General features: G+C 38.9%; 12 protein-coding genes and 1 other RNA gene. 6 read left to right on the forward strand and 7 right to left on the reverse strand.

The features are described from left to right. Nucleotides 1-129: 129 nt before the first annotated feature. Entirely contained in the window at nucleotides 130-2,238 is a 2,109-nt protein-coding gene (locus MRY82_04690; protein ID MCI5072225.1) for a 3-hydroxyacyl-CoA dehydrogenase NAD-binding domain-containing protein, read from the reverse strand. A gap of 26 nt (nucleotides 2,239-2,264) precedes the next feature. Continuing rightward, nucleotides 2,265-3,551 carry a thiolase family protein gene (locus MRY82_04695; protein ID MCI5072226.1) on the reverse strand — a complete coding sequence of 429 codons (1,287 nt, stop codon included), beginning with the start codon at nucleotides 3,549-3,551 and terminating at the stop codon, nucleotides 2,265-2,267. 136 nt (nucleotides 3,552-3,687) lie between these two features. Here MRY82_04695 and MRY82_04700 point away from each other — a divergent pair, with 136 nt between their 5' ends. Continuing rightward, nucleotides 3,688-4,551, forward strand: coding sequence for a zinc dependent phospholipase C family protein (locus tag MRY82_04700; GenBank protein MCI5072227.1), 864 nt, complete (start codon nucleotides 3,688-3,690; stop codon nucleotides 4,549-4,551). A gap of 25 nt (nucleotides 4,552-4,576) precedes the next feature. Then, a complete protein-coding gene (locus MRY82_04705; GenBank protein MCI5072228.1) occupies nucleotides 4,577-4,960 on the forward strand; it encodes a hypothetical protein in 384 nt (127 codons plus the stop codon). A 43-nt stretch (nucleotides 4,961-5,003) separates the two neighbouring features. Here the strand turns inward: MRY82_04705 and MRY82_04710 are convergent, their stop codons facing one another. Further along, on the reverse strand, nucleotides 5,004-6,494 hold the full coding sequence (locus tag MRY82_04710) for a M23 family metallopeptidase (GenBank protein MCI5072229.1): 1,491 nt from the start codon (nucleotides 6,492-6,494) through the stop codon (nucleotides 5,004-5,006). Nucleotides 6,495-6,708: 214 nt separating this feature from the next. Here MRY82_04710 and MRY82_04715 point away from each other — a divergent pair, with 214 nt between their 5' ends. Next, nucleotides 6,709-6,936: a DUF465 domain-containing protein gene (locus MRY82_04715; GenBank protein MCI5072230.1), complete on the forward strand. Its 228-nt coding sequence runs from the start codon at nucleotides 6,709-6,711 to the stop codon at nucleotides 6,934-6,936. Nucleotides 6,937-7,044: 108 nt separating this feature from the next. Then, nucleotides 7,045-7,965 (forward strand): M28 family peptidase, encoded by a 921-nt coding sequence (locus MRY82_04720; protein MCI5072231.1) that lies wholly within the window; start codon nucleotides 7,045-7,047, stop codon nucleotides 7,963-7,965. A 30-nt stretch (nucleotides 7,966-7,995) separates the two neighbouring features. Here MRY82_04720 and MRY82_04725 read toward each other — a convergent pair whose 3' ends face one another. Continuing rightward, a complete protein-coding gene (locus tag MRY82_04725; GenBank protein ID MCI5072232.1) occupies nucleotides 7,996-8,556 on the reverse strand; it encodes an AAA family ATPase in 561 nt (186 codons plus the stop codon). Between the two features lie 9 nt (nucleotides 8,557-8,565). Next, complete coding sequence (locus tag MRY82_04730; GenBank protein ID MCI5072233.1) at nucleotides 8,566-9,609, reverse strand: hypothetical protein; 1,044 nt, start codon at nucleotides 9,607-9,609, stop codon at nucleotides 8,566-8,568. A gap of 208 nt (nucleotides 9,610-9,817) precedes the next feature. Here MRY82_04730 and ssrA point away from each other — a divergent pair. Both ssrA and MRY82_04740 read left to right on the forward strand, forming a co-directional pair. Continuing rightward, nucleotides 9,818-10,167: a transfer-messenger RNA gene (gene ssrA, locus MRY82_04735) on the forward strand. 745 nt (nucleotides 10,168-10,912) lie between these two features. Continuing rightward, nucleotides 10,913-12,214, forward strand: a complete 1,302-nt coding sequence (locus tag MRY82_04740) for a hypothetical protein (GenBank protein MCI5072234.1) — start codon at nucleotides 10,913-10,915, stop codon at nucleotides 12,212-12,214. 306 nt (nucleotides 12,215-12,520) lie between these two features. Here the strand turns inward: MRY82_04740 and MRY82_04745 are convergent, their stop codons facing one another. Further along, nucleotides 12,521-14,614 carry a DEAD/DEAH box helicase gene (locus MRY82_04745; protein MCI5072235.1) on the reverse strand — a complete coding sequence of 698 codons (2,094 nt, stop codon included), beginning with the start codon at nucleotides 14,612-14,614 and terminating at the stop codon, nucleotides 12,521-12,523. Nucleotides 14,615-14,616: 2 nt separating this feature from the next. Continuing rightward, nucleotides 14,617-15,339 carry a DUF1837 domain-containing protein gene (locus tag MRY82_04750; GenBank protein ID MCI5072236.1) on the reverse strand — a complete coding sequence of 241 codons (723 nt, stop codon included), beginning with the start codon at nucleotides 15,337-15,339 and terminating at the stop codon, nucleotides 14,617-14,619. Between the last annotated feature and the right edge of the window lie 887 nt (nucleotides 15,340-16,226).

Raw genomic sequence — 16,226 nt, forward strand, 5'->3', positions numbered from 1 at the left:
CTCTTGTATTTGTTATTGAACAAAGGAAAGAATAAAAATATACATTTTGCGAAAGCATTGAGTTTCTTTTTTGAGACTGCCTAATGGTTTTTAACAATGATGCAATTTATGATGTTTTGCAGCTTCAGTTTATGAAGCTGCTTTGATCAAATCTTTTAAACAAGCATTGGGTTCAAATTGAGGGCCGTGTTTTAAAGAAAGTATCTTGAGTTCTTTATGCAAGGTTTCTAGACCAATGCTTTTAGCGTAGGCGCATAAACCACCTCTAAATGGCGGGAAGCCTGTGCCCAAAATCATAGCAATATCAATATCTCTGGCGCTTTCAACAATCTCTGCTTCAAGGCAACGGGCGGCTTCATTGAGCATGACAAACATTAAGCGCTGTTGAATCACTTGGCTGGATATCTTAGACAGGTTCTGTGTAAAAGGAATGGCTTTGTTGATTTGTTTTTTATTCTTATGCCAATAAAAACCTTGGCCAGATTTTTTACCCAATAAGTTTTGATCAATCATTTTTTCAATCTCTTTGGCAGCAGGTGGAAAATAATCAAACTGGCTTTTTAGAAAGGTTCCCACTTTATAGCCCACATCAATGCCCACTTCATCAAGCAATTCAAAGGGTCCCATGGGCATACCAAATTTTTTAATGGCTTTATCAACTACCGCAATGTTAATCCCTTCATGCGCCATTTGTAAGGCTTCATTGAGGTATATCCCTAAAATACGATTTACCAGAAAGCCAGGACTGTCTTGAACAACCACGGGTGTTTTACCCAAAGCTAAAGCAAGCTTGTAGGTGCTGGCCAAGGTTTTTTGGGTGGTTTTACTGGCCGGAATAATTTCAACCAGAGGCATTTTATGAACCGGATTAAAAAAGTGCATGCCAATAAAGTTGCTGGGTTTTTTTACACTTTTACTCATTTCATTGATGGATAAGGCGGATGTGTTGCTGGCAATAATAGCATCACTGTTGCTAACAGTCATCACCTCTTTAAAGACGGACTTTTTAACATCCATGTTTTCAACCACAGCCTCTAAAATAAAATCCGCTTTTTCTAGGCCGGCATACTCAAGACTGGGAGAAATATTCAGTAACTTTTGAATTTTTTCCTGAGGACTTATTTTTTTACGTTTAAGCAACTGTGAGAAAAGTTTGTTGGCAATATTCATGGCTTTATGCAGCGCATGCGATTGAATATCTTTTAAACGTACAGAGTAGTTTTTATGCGCAAACAACTGAGCCAATCCACCGCCCATAACACCTGCACCCAGAACAGCAACCTCCTGTATTTCAGTCGCTTTACTGTTAAAGTCTGTTTTCTTCTTGGCCTCAATATCCAAAAACAGTTGAACCAAATATTTACAAACATCGGAGCTTAATAGTTTTGCCAAACCTTGTGCTTCAATGTCATAGGCAATGCTGGATTTTTTCTGATAGGTTTTTTCTATAACGTCCAGAGCTTCCAAAGGCGCAGGGTAGAATCCTTGTGTGTTTTTTAAGATGGTTTTTTTGGCTTTGGGATAAATGACTTTTTGTCTAAACACAGCGTTGTTTTGCAAAGTTTGCATAAGCCTTTCAGACAGGGAGGCTTTTTTCTTTTTAGGAAGAATGCCGTCTCCCTCTAAAATTAAGCGTTGCGCATAATCCAATAACTGTGCTTGGGGCAGAACAGCATTGACCAACTGCAAACGCAGCGCTTTTTTGGCGTTAATACGTTTGCCAGTTAAGATCATATCCAAGGCAGACGTTAAACCAATGAGTTGAGGTAAACGCTGGGTTCCTCCCCAGCCAGGCAAGATGCCAATTTGCACTTCAGGAAGAGCCATTTGAGTTTTACTGGTGTCACTGGCAATTCTGTAATCACAGGCCAAAGCCAGCTCAAGACCCCCGCCCAAACAGATACCATCAATAACAGCAACAGAAGGAACCTTAAGGTCTTCAATTCTTTTCATCAGCACTTGGCCTTGACGTGACTTTTCAAAGGCAATTTGTGTATCGCTAATGGTCAAGATTTGAGTAAGGTCAGCACCGGCAATAAATTGTCCTGTTTTTTGGCTATAGATAACAAGACCTTTTAAGGTTTTATGTTGCTCTACTTGATCTAGAATAGCGTTAAACTGTTTTACAAAATCATCGGTGATAATGTTTACACTTTTGTTTTGAGTATCTAAACCAATCAAAGCAACATTGGCTTTAGTAATACTGAGATTGATATCTTTGTTTTTATTTTGTACCATCGCTTTGCCTCATTAAAAATTACGGTTCATGCTTTTTCTATTATCATGGCGCCACCTTGACCACCACCAATGCATAAGCTGGCCAAGCCATACTTGGCTTTTTGTTGCTGTAATGTTTTGGCCAAAGTTAAAACAATTCTTGTCCCAGAAGTTCCCACGGGATGACCCATGGCAATGGCGCCACCGTGAACATTCACACGGTCTCTTTTAAAACCATCTAAAACATCTTTATTGGCAATGTGTTCAGCCAGGCTTGGCTTTTCAAAAACTTTAAGTACAGATAAAACCTGAGCAGCAAAGGCTTCGTTGATTTCAATGTAATCCATTTGACTGAGTTTCATCTCTGCTTGTTGCAAAACCTTGCTGCTAGCAGCAACAGGGCCAAGCCCCATACGCTTGGGATCAACGCCAGCAAAAGCATAGTCTTTTATCCATGCAATGGGTTTAAGTTTATGTTGCTTAACAGCATCTTCACTGGCAAGAATAACTGCAGCTGCGCCATCGGTGATGGGGCAGCTGTTGCCCACCGTAACGCTGCCATGTTGACGATCAAAATAGGGTTTTAGTTTTTCTAAAGCTTCTAGCGTTTGTTCTGCTCTTGGGCCAATGTCCTGACTGAGCAAGTCTTTTTGACCCTCTAACCATATGGGCATGATTTCATGCTTGTAAAAACCATTTTTGATGGCGGCCGTTGTTTTTTGATGGCTTTTTAAAGCAAACTGATCTTGTTCTTGCCTACTGATATTAAACTCATTGGCCAGAATTTCTGCGGTTTGTCCCATGCTAAGGCCACAAAATGGATCTTTAAGACCTTCCAATAAACCAATAATAGGCTTAAGCATGCTGGGCCTAAAGCCAGCAAAGGTTTTTAATTTTTGTAAAGCTGTTTTGGAGCGTGCAAGCTGGCCAAGCCAGTCCGCCATACTGGGTGGAAAAATCAGTGGAATTTGTGACATGGACTCTGTGCCACCGGCAAGAACAAGCTCAGCGTTGCCAGCCTGAATTTGATCAATCCCAGAGGCCAAAGACTGCATGCCTGATGCGCAGTTTCTTGCCACGGTGTAAGCTGAAATGCGTTCATCAAACCCCGCCATCAAAGCAATAACCCGTGAGATGTTGGCAGCATTCATGGGTTGGGCAACACAGCCAAAAATAACTTCATCAATGCTTTCATGGGCAATGTTCGTTCTGTACAACAACTCTTTACTGACCAGAGCCCCCAAGTGTTGGGGAGAGGTTTTTGCCAGAGCAGTGCCCGCTTTGGCAAACGGGGTTCTAAGACCATCAATCAGAGCAATTTTTTTTGTTTTCATCAGTAGGTATTGTAATTCACTCATAGGCAAAAACCAAAAATTATGGTTTTATTTTAAACATTTATATGGCTCAGGTATTGGCCTAACTTTAGTTCTTTAAATATGCATGAGCCAATGTTACAATAATTGGTACAATATGTTTTTATATTTAAAAAATACTATTTTAGTTATTGTAGTTGTAAGCCTTGTGGGTATTGAAAATGCTTGGGCTTGGGGGCCAGCAACGCATTTGCATTATGGCTATGAGATTTTAAGCCAGTTGCACCTCTTGCCAACAGCTATGGCAGACTTGCTCAATCGTTTTCCTAAAGTTTATTTATACGGAACCATCAGTGCCGATATCGTGTTGGCCAAAAAGTTTGGTAAAGATTTTCATCATTGCCACCATTGGCACAATGGCTTTTCTTTGTTGGATTATGCAGAGTCAGAGAGAGAGCAAGCCTTTGTATGGGGTTACCTTTCACATTTGGCCGCAGACTGTATCAGTCACAATTGTTTTGTCCCCAGTCACATGGTTTTATCTTACGATAAAAAATTTCTTAATCACATGTATTGGGAGCTGCGTTTTGACAAAGTACTGACTGATGAAAAAATCTTAAATTTGTTTCACGAGTTAAGCAAAGATAATTTTACAGATTGTGATGCTTTATTTGAAAGAAACATCCAAATGCGTTTGATGGATTTTTCCTTTAATAAAAAAGTATTTCAAAAAATATTGATATTACAAGGGGTAAGCCAATGGCAAAACATGTTGCATAAAATGCAAAACAATGACCGTTGGCAATTGTCAATCGAGACGGTGGAACACTATCGCCAGCGTTCATTGAATGCGGTTGTAGATTTGCTGACCCATAGAGACGATGCTGCCATACTCCAACATGACCCACAAGGTGTCAAAAGGCAGAAGTTGGCAGGAAAATACCGTAGACAAATGCGTTTTTCTTTAAACTTGAAGCATGAAGACGTTCAAGAGAAAGTCCAGGAGTTGGCTAAACTTTAGTTTGGTTTCTAAGGCAGCTTTACACATGAGTAGCATAAATTTTACACCCCCAGTTCAGCCGCAAGATCATACGGACGATATTTTCCGGCAGTCCCTGCTCATGGCAGACAGCCTAAGAACCAGGGTAAAAAGCAAACGTTATTTTACCCGTTTGGTTGAGTCCAATGTGGATAAAGCAACCAAGCAATCGGCTTTGCTGGCTTTGATCATGGTCAGTTATTGGGATAAAGATTTTATCCAATGTGAGCAATACTGCAAACAGTTGATCAAACTGGATACTTACACCTCATACAGTCTATTTGCCCTAAACTTAATGTATGAAATGAACAAAGTCTTGGGCAAGCAACATACACTCAACGCCATCGCAAGTTTAGTGGATAAAATTAACAAAAAATTAAATATAAATTAGATCAAATACAAAACAGTAAAAAAACTTTTGTGCTGTTGTGGATTTATTCGGTTAAGGTTACCGTTAAGGGGTCAAGTTTCTTGTTGTCTTTGAGTAGCTCAAAATGCAAATGCGGTCCTGTTGAGCGTCCGGTGCTGCCAACTTCAGCCACAACATCACCTTTGCTTACGCTATCGCCTTTTTTAACCTTGATTTTGGATAAATGCGCGTAGCGTGATTCGTAGCCCTTATCATGCTTAATAATCAAGACATTACCATAACGGCCTTTTTTACCGGCATACTTGACCGTTCCGCTCAGAGCAGCCTTCACGGGGTCACCCACTTTGCCTCTAAAATCCAAACCGCCATGAAAAGCCAACTTATGGGTAAAAGGATCAAGCCTTGCTCCGTAAGAAGAGGTTAGTCGTTTAAGCTCAGGTAAGTGTAAGAGGTTTTTCTTGTAGCGTTTGGTGTCGGCTTGAAAAGTCTCGTAACTTGGAATTTCGTCTTTGATATCCATGCTTTCTTCCACCCCCCCTTGAAAGTTCTCAGGGTTTTCTTGGTCCTGACTAAGGTCAAGTGGAGAGCGTTCATTATCACGCTGTGCAGAATTGTTGCTTTCTGGTGTTGAAGGCTGATCCATACTCATATCTTCATCCTCCAGAGAATGGGAGGCCATTTCTTGAACATTGGCATCGTCGTGGGCCGCATGTTCATGGCTTGTCTGTTTTTCCTGCGGATTTTGAGTTTCCATTTGCGTCAGGCCTATGCTGCTATCGGCAATTTGACCATTAAGATCTTCTTGTTTATCTTCCGTAACCGTAGATTCAGTGTTGGGCTCATTTGAGCTCTCCTCGGCCATATCTTGGACATGATCATGAATACTGGGGACATCCAGCATAGAATTTTCTTTTGCAGTTGCTTTTTTTGCTCTGGCTTTTGTGGTTTTTTGACTAACCTGGCTTTTGATACTTTGGTCTTCAACTTGTAAGGGCTTTTCTTTGAATAAAGAAAAAACAAACAGGCTTAAAGTTAAAACACACAAGATAATGGCAAAACTGAGCAAGTGATTGCTATTGAAACGCAGTTTAGAACTTTTTTGGCTTTTAAGCTCCAGTTTAAAGTCCTGATTTTTTTGCAACAGTTGAGGTAAAATTTTAAAGGGTTTAACCTTGGTTTTTTCTGAAATAATTTCAGGGATTTGCGCTGTTTTAGGGTCGGTTAGGGGCTTTTTAGGGTCCACATTGACCTTAATTTTTACTTTTTTGGTTTTGGGCGGCTCCAGGCTGTCGTTCACGGCCGGTTTGAGGCTATCCAAGTTCAGCAACTGGGTTTTTTCCTGGGTATTGTTTTGTTCTTCTTGGGCAGCCAGTCCCAAAGCGCTGTTTTCAGAGGTTTTTTGTAATTTGAGGATGGTTTTACATTTTGGGCAAGGCAACTTAATCCCATAACTCATGGTAAAAACGTTTTGACATTTTTGATAGCTCAACTCACCAGGCTTGCTGATGGGCGCTTCAAAGCTGTGCTGACATGTGTTGCATTGTATGTTTAACATTGTTTCCTCTTACCCTTATAATTAAGCAATTTAGATGCCAAGAATAAAATGTCAAGTTGTTGATATTATTAAAGATAATCGTGCAAAAACTCACCATATTGCGACATGTTTTTCTTAAAAAAGTTCTGAAATATCCAAGATCTTTATGCTACAATTGTAGATCTAGACAAGGAAAATGAAGTAAAAAAAACTTAACCCAGGAGGTTGTACACTAATGTCATTAAAAAAAACATCTGACTTAAAAGGACACCAAGACTTAATTCAATCTGATTTTGAGCTGAGAAAACTGGCTAAGGATCACCAAAAATTTGAAAAACGTTTAGAAGATCTAAACAAACAAAAATTTTTAAACGATCACGATGAACGAGAAATGAAAAAAATTCAAAAAATGAAGCTGGTTTTAAAAGATCAAATGATGAAACGTTTATCCGTGATCAACTAAGCTGTTTTACAGTCCTTAAAAAGGGCCCCTAGGGGCCCTTTTTTAATGTAAAAAATGTTTGAGTGTTGAACAAGCTTGCATTTTTACATATTCTTTATAAAAGAAAGGATGTTTAAAAATACTGTATACTGGGTAAGCCTAATGTTTGTGTGTGTACTCTTTTATTCATGCAACAAACAAAAAAAAATTTACAAGCAGTTGTACAAAGACAGTCAAAGCATCACACAAAAAATCATCAGCTTTGGTCCGAGACCCGTGAACAGCCCTGCACATCAACAGGTTCAAAACTACATAGAAAGCTATTTAAAGTCTCAGCAAATTCAATTGGAAAAGCTTCAATTCACTGCCAATACGCCCATTGGTCCAGTCCCCATGACCAATCTACGCTACGCAATTGCATCTCCAAAGGCAAAGTATCCCAGCATACTTTTATCAGCCCATTATGATAGCAAAATTTTACCCGGGAAAAAGTTTCTGGGTGTCAATGATGCGGCAACATCGGTAGCGTTGATTCTTGCACTGACCCCCATCATTCAAAAATTAAAGTTGCCATACGTGGTGGAAGTGGTTTTCTTTGATGGTGAGGAGCCTATTAAACAGTGGGTAGGCAAAGATAATCTTTATGGCAGCAGACACTTTGCCACGCATCACCTTCCTTCCGCCAACATCGCTTATGCTATTTTATTGGATATGATCAGCGATAAAGATTTGAATTTAGTACGGGCCCATGCATCGGATAAGTCTTTATCCAAATTGTATGAAAAAGTATTAACAGATATGAAATGGTCGCATGTTCTGGACAAACGTTTGTCGTTTATTCAGGATGACCATTTATCCCTGATTAGAGCCGGCATCCCCACCTTACTGATCATGGATTTTACCTACGGTGGTCCCAGAGGTCCCGGTATTTTTTGGCACACGGAGCAAGACAACATGAGCAATGTTAGCTTTGAAAACACGGCCAAAGTGGGTCAGTTGGTGCTAAGAATTTTAGATCACTTTAAACAAACCATGGTTCAAGTTCCGTAGCCATAGCGCCAAAGCTCCATGACTTCAATGCTATAAAAATGCTTGAAGTTGTTGGTGGAGATCAGACAAATTGTCATGATTTAGCAAGGTATGATCGGCCAGAGCAAGGGTGGCTTGGAGTTGCTGAGCCTGCAGGTTTTTTGAAGACTCCAGTTTTTCATTGTGGATAAATTGTTCAAGGCTGTCGGCATTTTCTGCCCGGCCTCTATGCTTAGCCCGCTCAAATCTAAGCTCAACTGGAGCATCAATGCATAGTAAAATAAAATTAGGGTAATGGGCTCTAAACAGTTTGACTTCACTGGGATGCCTAAAGGAGTCCACCACAATTTTTTTGCTGGGCCTGTGCTTAATTTTTTCCAGGGTTTTTTTTGCCAAAACATCCACGCCGTGCTCTTGGCGCAGTTGCGTGCCTATATCAATAAAGCTCAGGCGCGTCTCTGCAATGCCTTTTTCTGCCATGCTCTGGCGCAAGACATCGGATAAAGAGTAAAAATCATAACCCTGCTCGGTTAAAAAAAGGGCAGCGGCACCTTTGCCAGAGGCATTGGTACCGGTTAAGCCTATAATAGATTGAGGAGATGAGCTTAGCAAAACAAGACTTTAGTCGTCATCTTCTTCATCAAAGATATCATCTTCATCAAGACGCATTTCACCCTCTTCAGAAAAGCTAAACAAGTCTTTTTCTGCATCTGCTGGCGAGCGGGTAAAAGAGTCTTCACCAAAGGTTTCATCAAACTCAGAAAGCTCATCAACGACGCTGTCTTTTTCATCGTAATCAAATTCTTCATCGTCATCAAAGCTAACCGGATCACGTAGCGGTGACTCAGTATCAATCAACGTTGCATCTGGATCCACAAACGTTTCCTCAGTGCTCTGAACATGGGTTTCTTCAAGCACCTCATTGGGCTCCATTTCAGGAGTTTGTGGCGTTTCTACCACCGGCGTAATAATGGCGTCTTCTTTAACCTTGACGTGTTTTTTGGCGCTGGGCTTCTTGGCCTTTTTAGGCGCAGCCTTCTTTACAGACTTCTTCTTGGTGGCCTTTTTAGCGGTTTTTTTCTTGCTGGTTTTTTTGGCAGCCTTCTTTTTCGTGGCTTTCTTGGCAGTTTTCTTTTTGCTTGTTTTTTTAGCAGCCTTTTTCTTACTGGCTTTTTTTATGGTCTTTTTCTTCTTGGCCGCTTTTTTAGTACTTTTCTTTTTAGCCTTTTTGGCTGTTTTTTTCTTGCTTGCCTTCTTTTTTGTGCTTTTCTTAGCAGTTTTCTTTTTGCTTGTTTTTTTAGCAGCCTTCTTCTTGGTGGCCTTTTTAGCAGTTTTTTTCTTCTTGGCCGCTTTTTTAGTGCTTTTCTTTTTAGCCTTTTTAGCGGTTTTTTTCTTAGTTGACTTCTTTTTCGTGGCTTTTTTGGCCGTTTTCTTTTTGCTTGCCTTCTTCTTGGCCGCTTTTTTAGCCGTTTTCTTTTTGCTTGACTTCTTCTTGGCCGCTTTTTTAGCCGTTTTCTTTTTGGCTACTTTTTTAGCAGATTTCTTCTTCGTGGTCTTTTTTACGGTTTTCTTCTTTGCAGGCTTTTTGCTTGCTTTTTTCTTCTTTGCCATGGTGTGGGTTCCTTTTAAAAATGTAAAATTAACAACATCAATGCACGCATGCATCCAACATGGCCTAGCGTATCACTTCATGGACATTCACTCAGACCCGCAAACGGCATTTATTTTCCTATACCGTTTCATGCAATAGAATAAATAAAGCAAAAACACTTTGCAAGTTTAAATGCTTATCACTGGCAATTGATTTCTTTTGATTCTAAGGGTATAGTCAAATCCTTGCGCTGCAGAGTTCAGTGCTTACATTCAACCCAATGGGGGCGACTGGTTTCGACGGGAGATTGGAACGTTTGGTTGCACGTCGAGGAGGTGCTTGGCCTCGTAAAAAAAGCACAAACTAGTAATTGATGACAATCAATTCGCAATGGCAGCTTAATTAAGCTACCCGTTCAATTCCCCGATTCCTATTAAGGGATGCGAACGCCAAATCAGTAGGATAGTGGAGCAGGGCGTCTGGCCTCTGTTGCATGAAACTTTAGTCAGAATCGCCAATCAAAACCCTGTTTATGGGGGCTTGAAAGGTTAACTATAAAGCATAAACTAAACGTGTAGTGGCCACTCTGGAAGAACTTTCGGACGGGGGTTCGAATCCCCCCGCCTCCACCAAAACAATTGTACCCCGCAGGGGTGAAATTGTTTTGTTGAGATTGCTGAGATTTGAACATGATCCCCGGGTTAGGAGGAACAAAAAGCACTGCTTTTTGTGACGGAATACTGGGAGATTCGCCGAAGAGGCGAATCGAGACAGTGCGAAAATCCCCCCGCCTCCACCACCAAAACAAAAACCCTGGTTTTGGTGGTCTTTAAAAGCTAATCCTAAAACCTCAACCCTTTTGCGGGCGCCTTCGAACCCCCTACGGGGTTCGTTCGTATATTTAGGGTCGCTGCGCTCCCATGGCCCCCGCCTCCACCAGCAAAACAAAAATGGGAAGTTTTGCTGGTCTTTAACGGTTAATCCCTAAACCTTACCCTAGCTAGCGGGATTCGAACCCAGGGCTCGCTGCGCTCGCCCGGTTCGTCTTTTGTTTGAGTTCGCTTCGCGAACATGGCCCCGCCCTGCGGTGGTTCATTTTTATCTGGCTGTAGGGAATTAAAGTTGTCTTGTTTTGATGTATCAGAATAAAAAAGGTTCCTGTTTATTTTTTTTGTGGGTTGGGTATTATTGAAGAAGTAGGAGTAAATATACTTATATTTATCACTACATATAAAAGTTAAAAATATCATCAGATTAACTTTGGGTAAGTAAAAGTATGAATGTTAAGCAAAAATATAGTTCAGTCGACTGTCCCCGGAACTAAAGTATTAGTTTGAAACTTTTTACGAAATCAATTGACTATATCTGGAGAAGTAAATGGAGCAAAGTAAATTGAGTCTTCCAACAAAGATTGAAAATAATTTTTTGCAAAGCATCACCACTGCTTTAAAACTTCAAAGAGAAGTACTCGCTTCTGAAATAGAAATAGAAGAGGCTTGGCGTCAGTTGCCTAGATATCTTTCCAAAGTTCCAGATAACTATAAAAATGCGATGTTAGCAAAAATGTGTGTGGCTATAAAAACTGGATTATTTGACAGTGCGCTTAATTATATCTGGAACCTAGGCATAACAGCGTTAAGGTCTAAAGTTGATACATTTGGCTTTACAGCTGTCTCAGGTCTTTTAGAGAAAGATATCGATGAGAAGAAATTGCTTGAATGGAAAGATCACGACTTACTAGACCTTTGTTTGAAAATAAATTTAATTAACGAAGATGCCTTTTTCTTTCTAAATAATTGTAGAGAGCTTAGGAATCAGTATTCGATAGCTCATCCAAATGAAGTGCTAATAGATGATGCGGAACTTATAGCTTTTCTAAATAGAGTTATTAAATATGCGATAGGTGGTGAAACCAACCCAAAAGGAATTGATCTCAGGGAGTTATTAGAACTAATACGAGCTAATCAGTTTTCTTCAGATCAATTGTCACAGTGGACAGAGCGTTTCGAAGGCACTCACGAAGCTCAAAGACAAGCTATTTTTCAGACTCTTCATGCGATTTATTGTGATCCTAAGGAAAATGAGGTTTCCCGAGGTAACGTTCAAGATTTATCTCTAAAATGTTCTGGAAATATTAGTTCCAATGTTCTCTCTGGTTTAGCTGATCGGCATGGTGAGTATCTTGCCAAGGGTGACGAAAAACGTATCCGTGCCTCTAGAAAGTTTTTTGAAGAGTTAGGACTTACATCAGCATTAAGTAATGCCGAACAGTCTACTATATTCTCTAAAGCTGTTGATGACTTGAATTCTATACACAATGGATATGATAACTTTCACAACGAACCCCCTTTCGCAGATAGACTTTCAGAGCTTAAGAAACAGTTAGAAGTTCCAGATCATTTAAAAGATAAATATGTTACGACAGTAATATCTTGTTTCATAGGTAATGGATATGGAGTATCTAGAAAGGCCGAACCTATATATGAGTCAATGATTTCAAATTTTACTTGGGCAGAAATTAAAATAATGCTTCAGATAGCAGAAAAGTCAGACAATATTGTTGGTTTTCGCGTTAAGGAAAAAGAAATGTGCAAATCTCGTTTTAAGCAAGCTTGTGTTAAAATAGACTCTAAAAGAGTCACTAATGAAGTAAAAATATTATATGATAAGTGGATATAACCTAAGTTTCTATACAGTCGACTGAATTGGAAATCCATTGTTTACATTTACATATTAGTTTTAAATGTTTAGGTGCCAGGTGTATTTTTGTAATGCGTTGTGACTGGAATAGGTATTATCTGGATTGATAATCGGTCAGGTATATTTAGATGCGTATGGATGTGGTGGAATTAAATTAATTCCTGTTTATGTGCCAGACGTATTTTTGTAACACGATGCATTTCAAAAATACGCCTGGCACCTAAACTCACTTGCATCCAGGGTTAATTAAAATAGTATTAATACATAGTGTGTCACTTGATTTCACTACAGTTTTTTTAATAGTTCAATCTCATAGTTATCAAAACCGCGTGGTTTGGTATCTAGACTCCGAATTCTTTTTATCAAACTATCAATATCTTCTGTAGCTTTATCTTTGTAAAAATCGTCGAGTTTCTTCAGCAACTCAAAAGGTATTCCAAGTTCTTTAAGTGCTGCATAAGATTCAGGAATAAACCCACTCTCGACTTGTCCCGCAAAAAAAGCATAATTCCCCACTGGTAGCCCTAGCGGTTCATAGGTAGCCCGTTGAATTGAGTCGAGAGTCATTAATACTTTGGGGAACCTAAATTCGTACCACTTTTTAATAAATTTCATACATTTCCGAACAGCAGCGTTTGGTTTTACGTTACCTTTAGAGATGATTTTTTGAATCAATTCTTGTGAGCTTTTAACTGTTCTATACCAATTAATAACCAATGTTAGCTGTGCCCCACTAACAACACCATCTACCTCATTCTGACCTTCTCGCCTGTAAACTAGGAAATCCCAGATTAGATTACAAGCCAAACGGAGTTGTGAGTAGGTTGGAGGCCCCGTCCACTTTAGCTCATCACTCAATTCAGGTTTGGCTTTAAGGTGTCTAGCCAGGGCGATCTGCCCCCTTGGAGAAATATTTGAATTGTCCTTAATAATTTCTAAGTCTAAAGATTTGTTATTTACTATGGGCTCTATTTTTTTCTTTGGAACTTCCTTCAAATCTTCTGGTTCGATTTGAACCAAGAGCTCGTCAGCAGCTAAATTTTGACTAAACCATGGGAAATCCACAAAAACATCAGTTTTGGGTATTTCATCCCCAAAGATATAAACGTCTCCTGTCAAATAAGTTCCCATCCTCCCAGCTCGACCTGCAATGTTTTTTACGTCAAAACTGTTTAATGGAGTTCGCCCTTTTTCTTTATCATATATTACAACGTTCTTAGCAGATGTATTGATGCCTTCAATTAGGGTAGTTGTACAAAATAAATAATCAATTTTTCCACTATTAAAAGCATCGACAAGGTATTTTCCTATGTGTCGAGGTAACCCCCCATGATGAAAACCTACTCTATACTTGAGTAGTTTCGCTAGTGACCATTCTGCATGTACATTCTTCTCTATCCATTCAATTAGATCTGTATGTTCATTGGTATCCAAAGCGCCGTTTTCAACAATTATATCGACATACTTATTGGCATATTGCTCAGCTGCACCCGGCCCTTTTGAATAAATTAGCGTAGGCAAAGTAAATTGATTCAAAAGGGGACTAAGTTTCTTAAACTCTCTAGAGCCAACATAGTGTGCTTTAATATTTACAGTTTCAAAATCAGTAGAAATAAACTCACAATCATACTTCGTTATAAAATCCACTGGGATGGATTCAACTGGAGGTCCCAATAAGTAAAATCTATTAGTTTTTTTCAAAAGCATGTAAAAAGCATGATTTAGAATATTGCTTCTTTCATCAGATTCCATACTTAATTTATAAAATTCATCGATTACGAAGAAATCAATTTCTGGAAGATTTTCAAAGTCCACAAGCCTTTCTTGGGTAAGTAAAAACACATTTTTTTTCCCAAGAGATTGGGACTTAGAAAATACAATTTTGTATTCTTCTTCGTATTTCTTAAGTTTTGAGCGAAATTCATCGATTAGTGCTAAGGTTGGTTCAATAATTACTATGTTATTAAACTTACGAGAAGCTACAATCTCTTCAATTAACAAGCTCTTCCCAAAACTAGTTGGAGCGCTAAGAATTACACTCTTGCCAGTTTCGAGAAACTCCGAAGCAATAAATTGTTCAGAGTGAAAAACAAAATCATTTAGGTATCTAGAACGGTGAAACTCAAAGTTGAGTGCCTCTCTAAATCCCTTATCTAAATCCGCCAAATAAGGGTAATACCCGAGTTCATTGAGTAGAGACATTAAAATACTCGTCATTTCTTCGCTGAGCTGATCCTTATTTTCTAATAGATATAAACACAATTGTCGCACATCCTTTTTGCCAGAATCTGAGTGCATACTTCTGCCAGCCTCTTTCAAAGCAGCAAAAACATTCTGGTTGTCAAATTTTCCGTTCAATAGGTCGAATAACCGATTCATTTCTAAATACTCTGCATGTGTTTTAGTTTTTTATGTAGTGTATTCACAAGCTGTTCTTTCTTATGCAATGGCACAAGAATCAAAATTATGTCGATTTCTTTAGGTAGGTCCTTCCCAAAAAAAGTAGATTTGTGTCCCTCTACTTCTTTTTTAACTGCCTCTATATATGCTTCGTCTTCTGTATTGTGAGCATCCACTGTTGGACTTTCATAAGTTAAAAGGACAGGAACCTTAAGAGAGGTGAATATTTTGTCTAGTGATGTATTGGCATCTACTAACGAGGACAATGTGTCGTAATGTTCCCATTGCTCATCAAGCTTTCTTTGAATAAATAAAAACTCATTTTTTAGGAAATTTGAATTAAAGTGATCGCAAAGCTCACTACTTACATCTCGTATTGCAGAAGAAATATCTTTATAAAATTTAGTTTCTCCCAGCCAAAGATGTAAAGCATCTTCCTCTACTGTTACATGAACGGCATCAAATCCCTTGATGGTGTTATTTGCTGAATCCTTATAGTAGACCTTAGAAAGTGCTGGAATGCTTTTGTAGTAGTCTCTTATTACAAGATGTAGTAAAAGCTCTCCGAACTCACCTCTTCGACTAAACTTGTCTGTTTGATAAATCGTTCTTGCGGCACTGCGAATCCGCTCCACTACATTTTGTGGATCTATCTTTGAAAGCTCACAGTAACTCAGTGCAAACTCAGGAATGGCATTGATCATTAGTTCGGCTAGTCGGTCATTCCGAAATAATCCTTGCTCGTAACCAGTACTTAGTCCGAGTAAATCATCGTAACATACAATATCTGTAAAAAACTCGGTGCTTCCAAATGTGTTAGTATATACTTTCAACTATAACTCCTTACCCTTCAAATTCCGGGGACGTGTACCGAAATCAAAATAAATTCTGGGGACAGTTAACTTAATTAGTACTGTATAGATGAAATATTTACAGCAACTATCTCAAGAACTTAAATGCAAGTTTATATAATTATGCATTTATCTACATTTAATGTACAAATTCCTAGTAAATAATGACACAATAGTCTGTGTTGTCCTTGTTGTGCCATTATGGATTTATCAGGTTTATTCCAGATTATAACCCATTTATTGTTACTTTGACTAATAAGTGGTTTGTTTTGTATCAGTGCGAATAAAATATTTAAATTAGCTAAAATACTATCTTTGTCAGTTCCTGTACAAGGGTTTAATTTTACCCCAAGTTCGTATGCTTTTATATTTACAAATCTAGAAAATGCGGGACACACTACGTATTCCTAATAAATTCCGGGGACAGTCGACTGAATTTGAATTGTTCATTGTTTAAGTGCCAGGCGTATTTTTGTAACACGATGCATTTCAAAAACACGCCTGAAATTCCGGGGACAGTCGACTGAATAACAATTAGTAATGACAATTGCTAGAAGAGAGTATGGCAAGAAGAGTAGATAATAAAACAGCATTTTCAGACAGGCCGAGTTTCGGGGACAGTTGACTGAATTTGAATTATTCGTTATTGCTTGATATAGAAAAAGAAGCTCGCCAATACTTTTTAAATGAAAACAATCAACCTGTTGTTCAACCTGACTTAATAGAGATTTCTTATACAA

Source organism: bacterium (genome assembly GCA_022763185.1).
Lineage (GTDB): Bacteria > Bdellovibrionota_G > JALEGL01 > JALEGL01 > JALEGL01 > JALEGL01.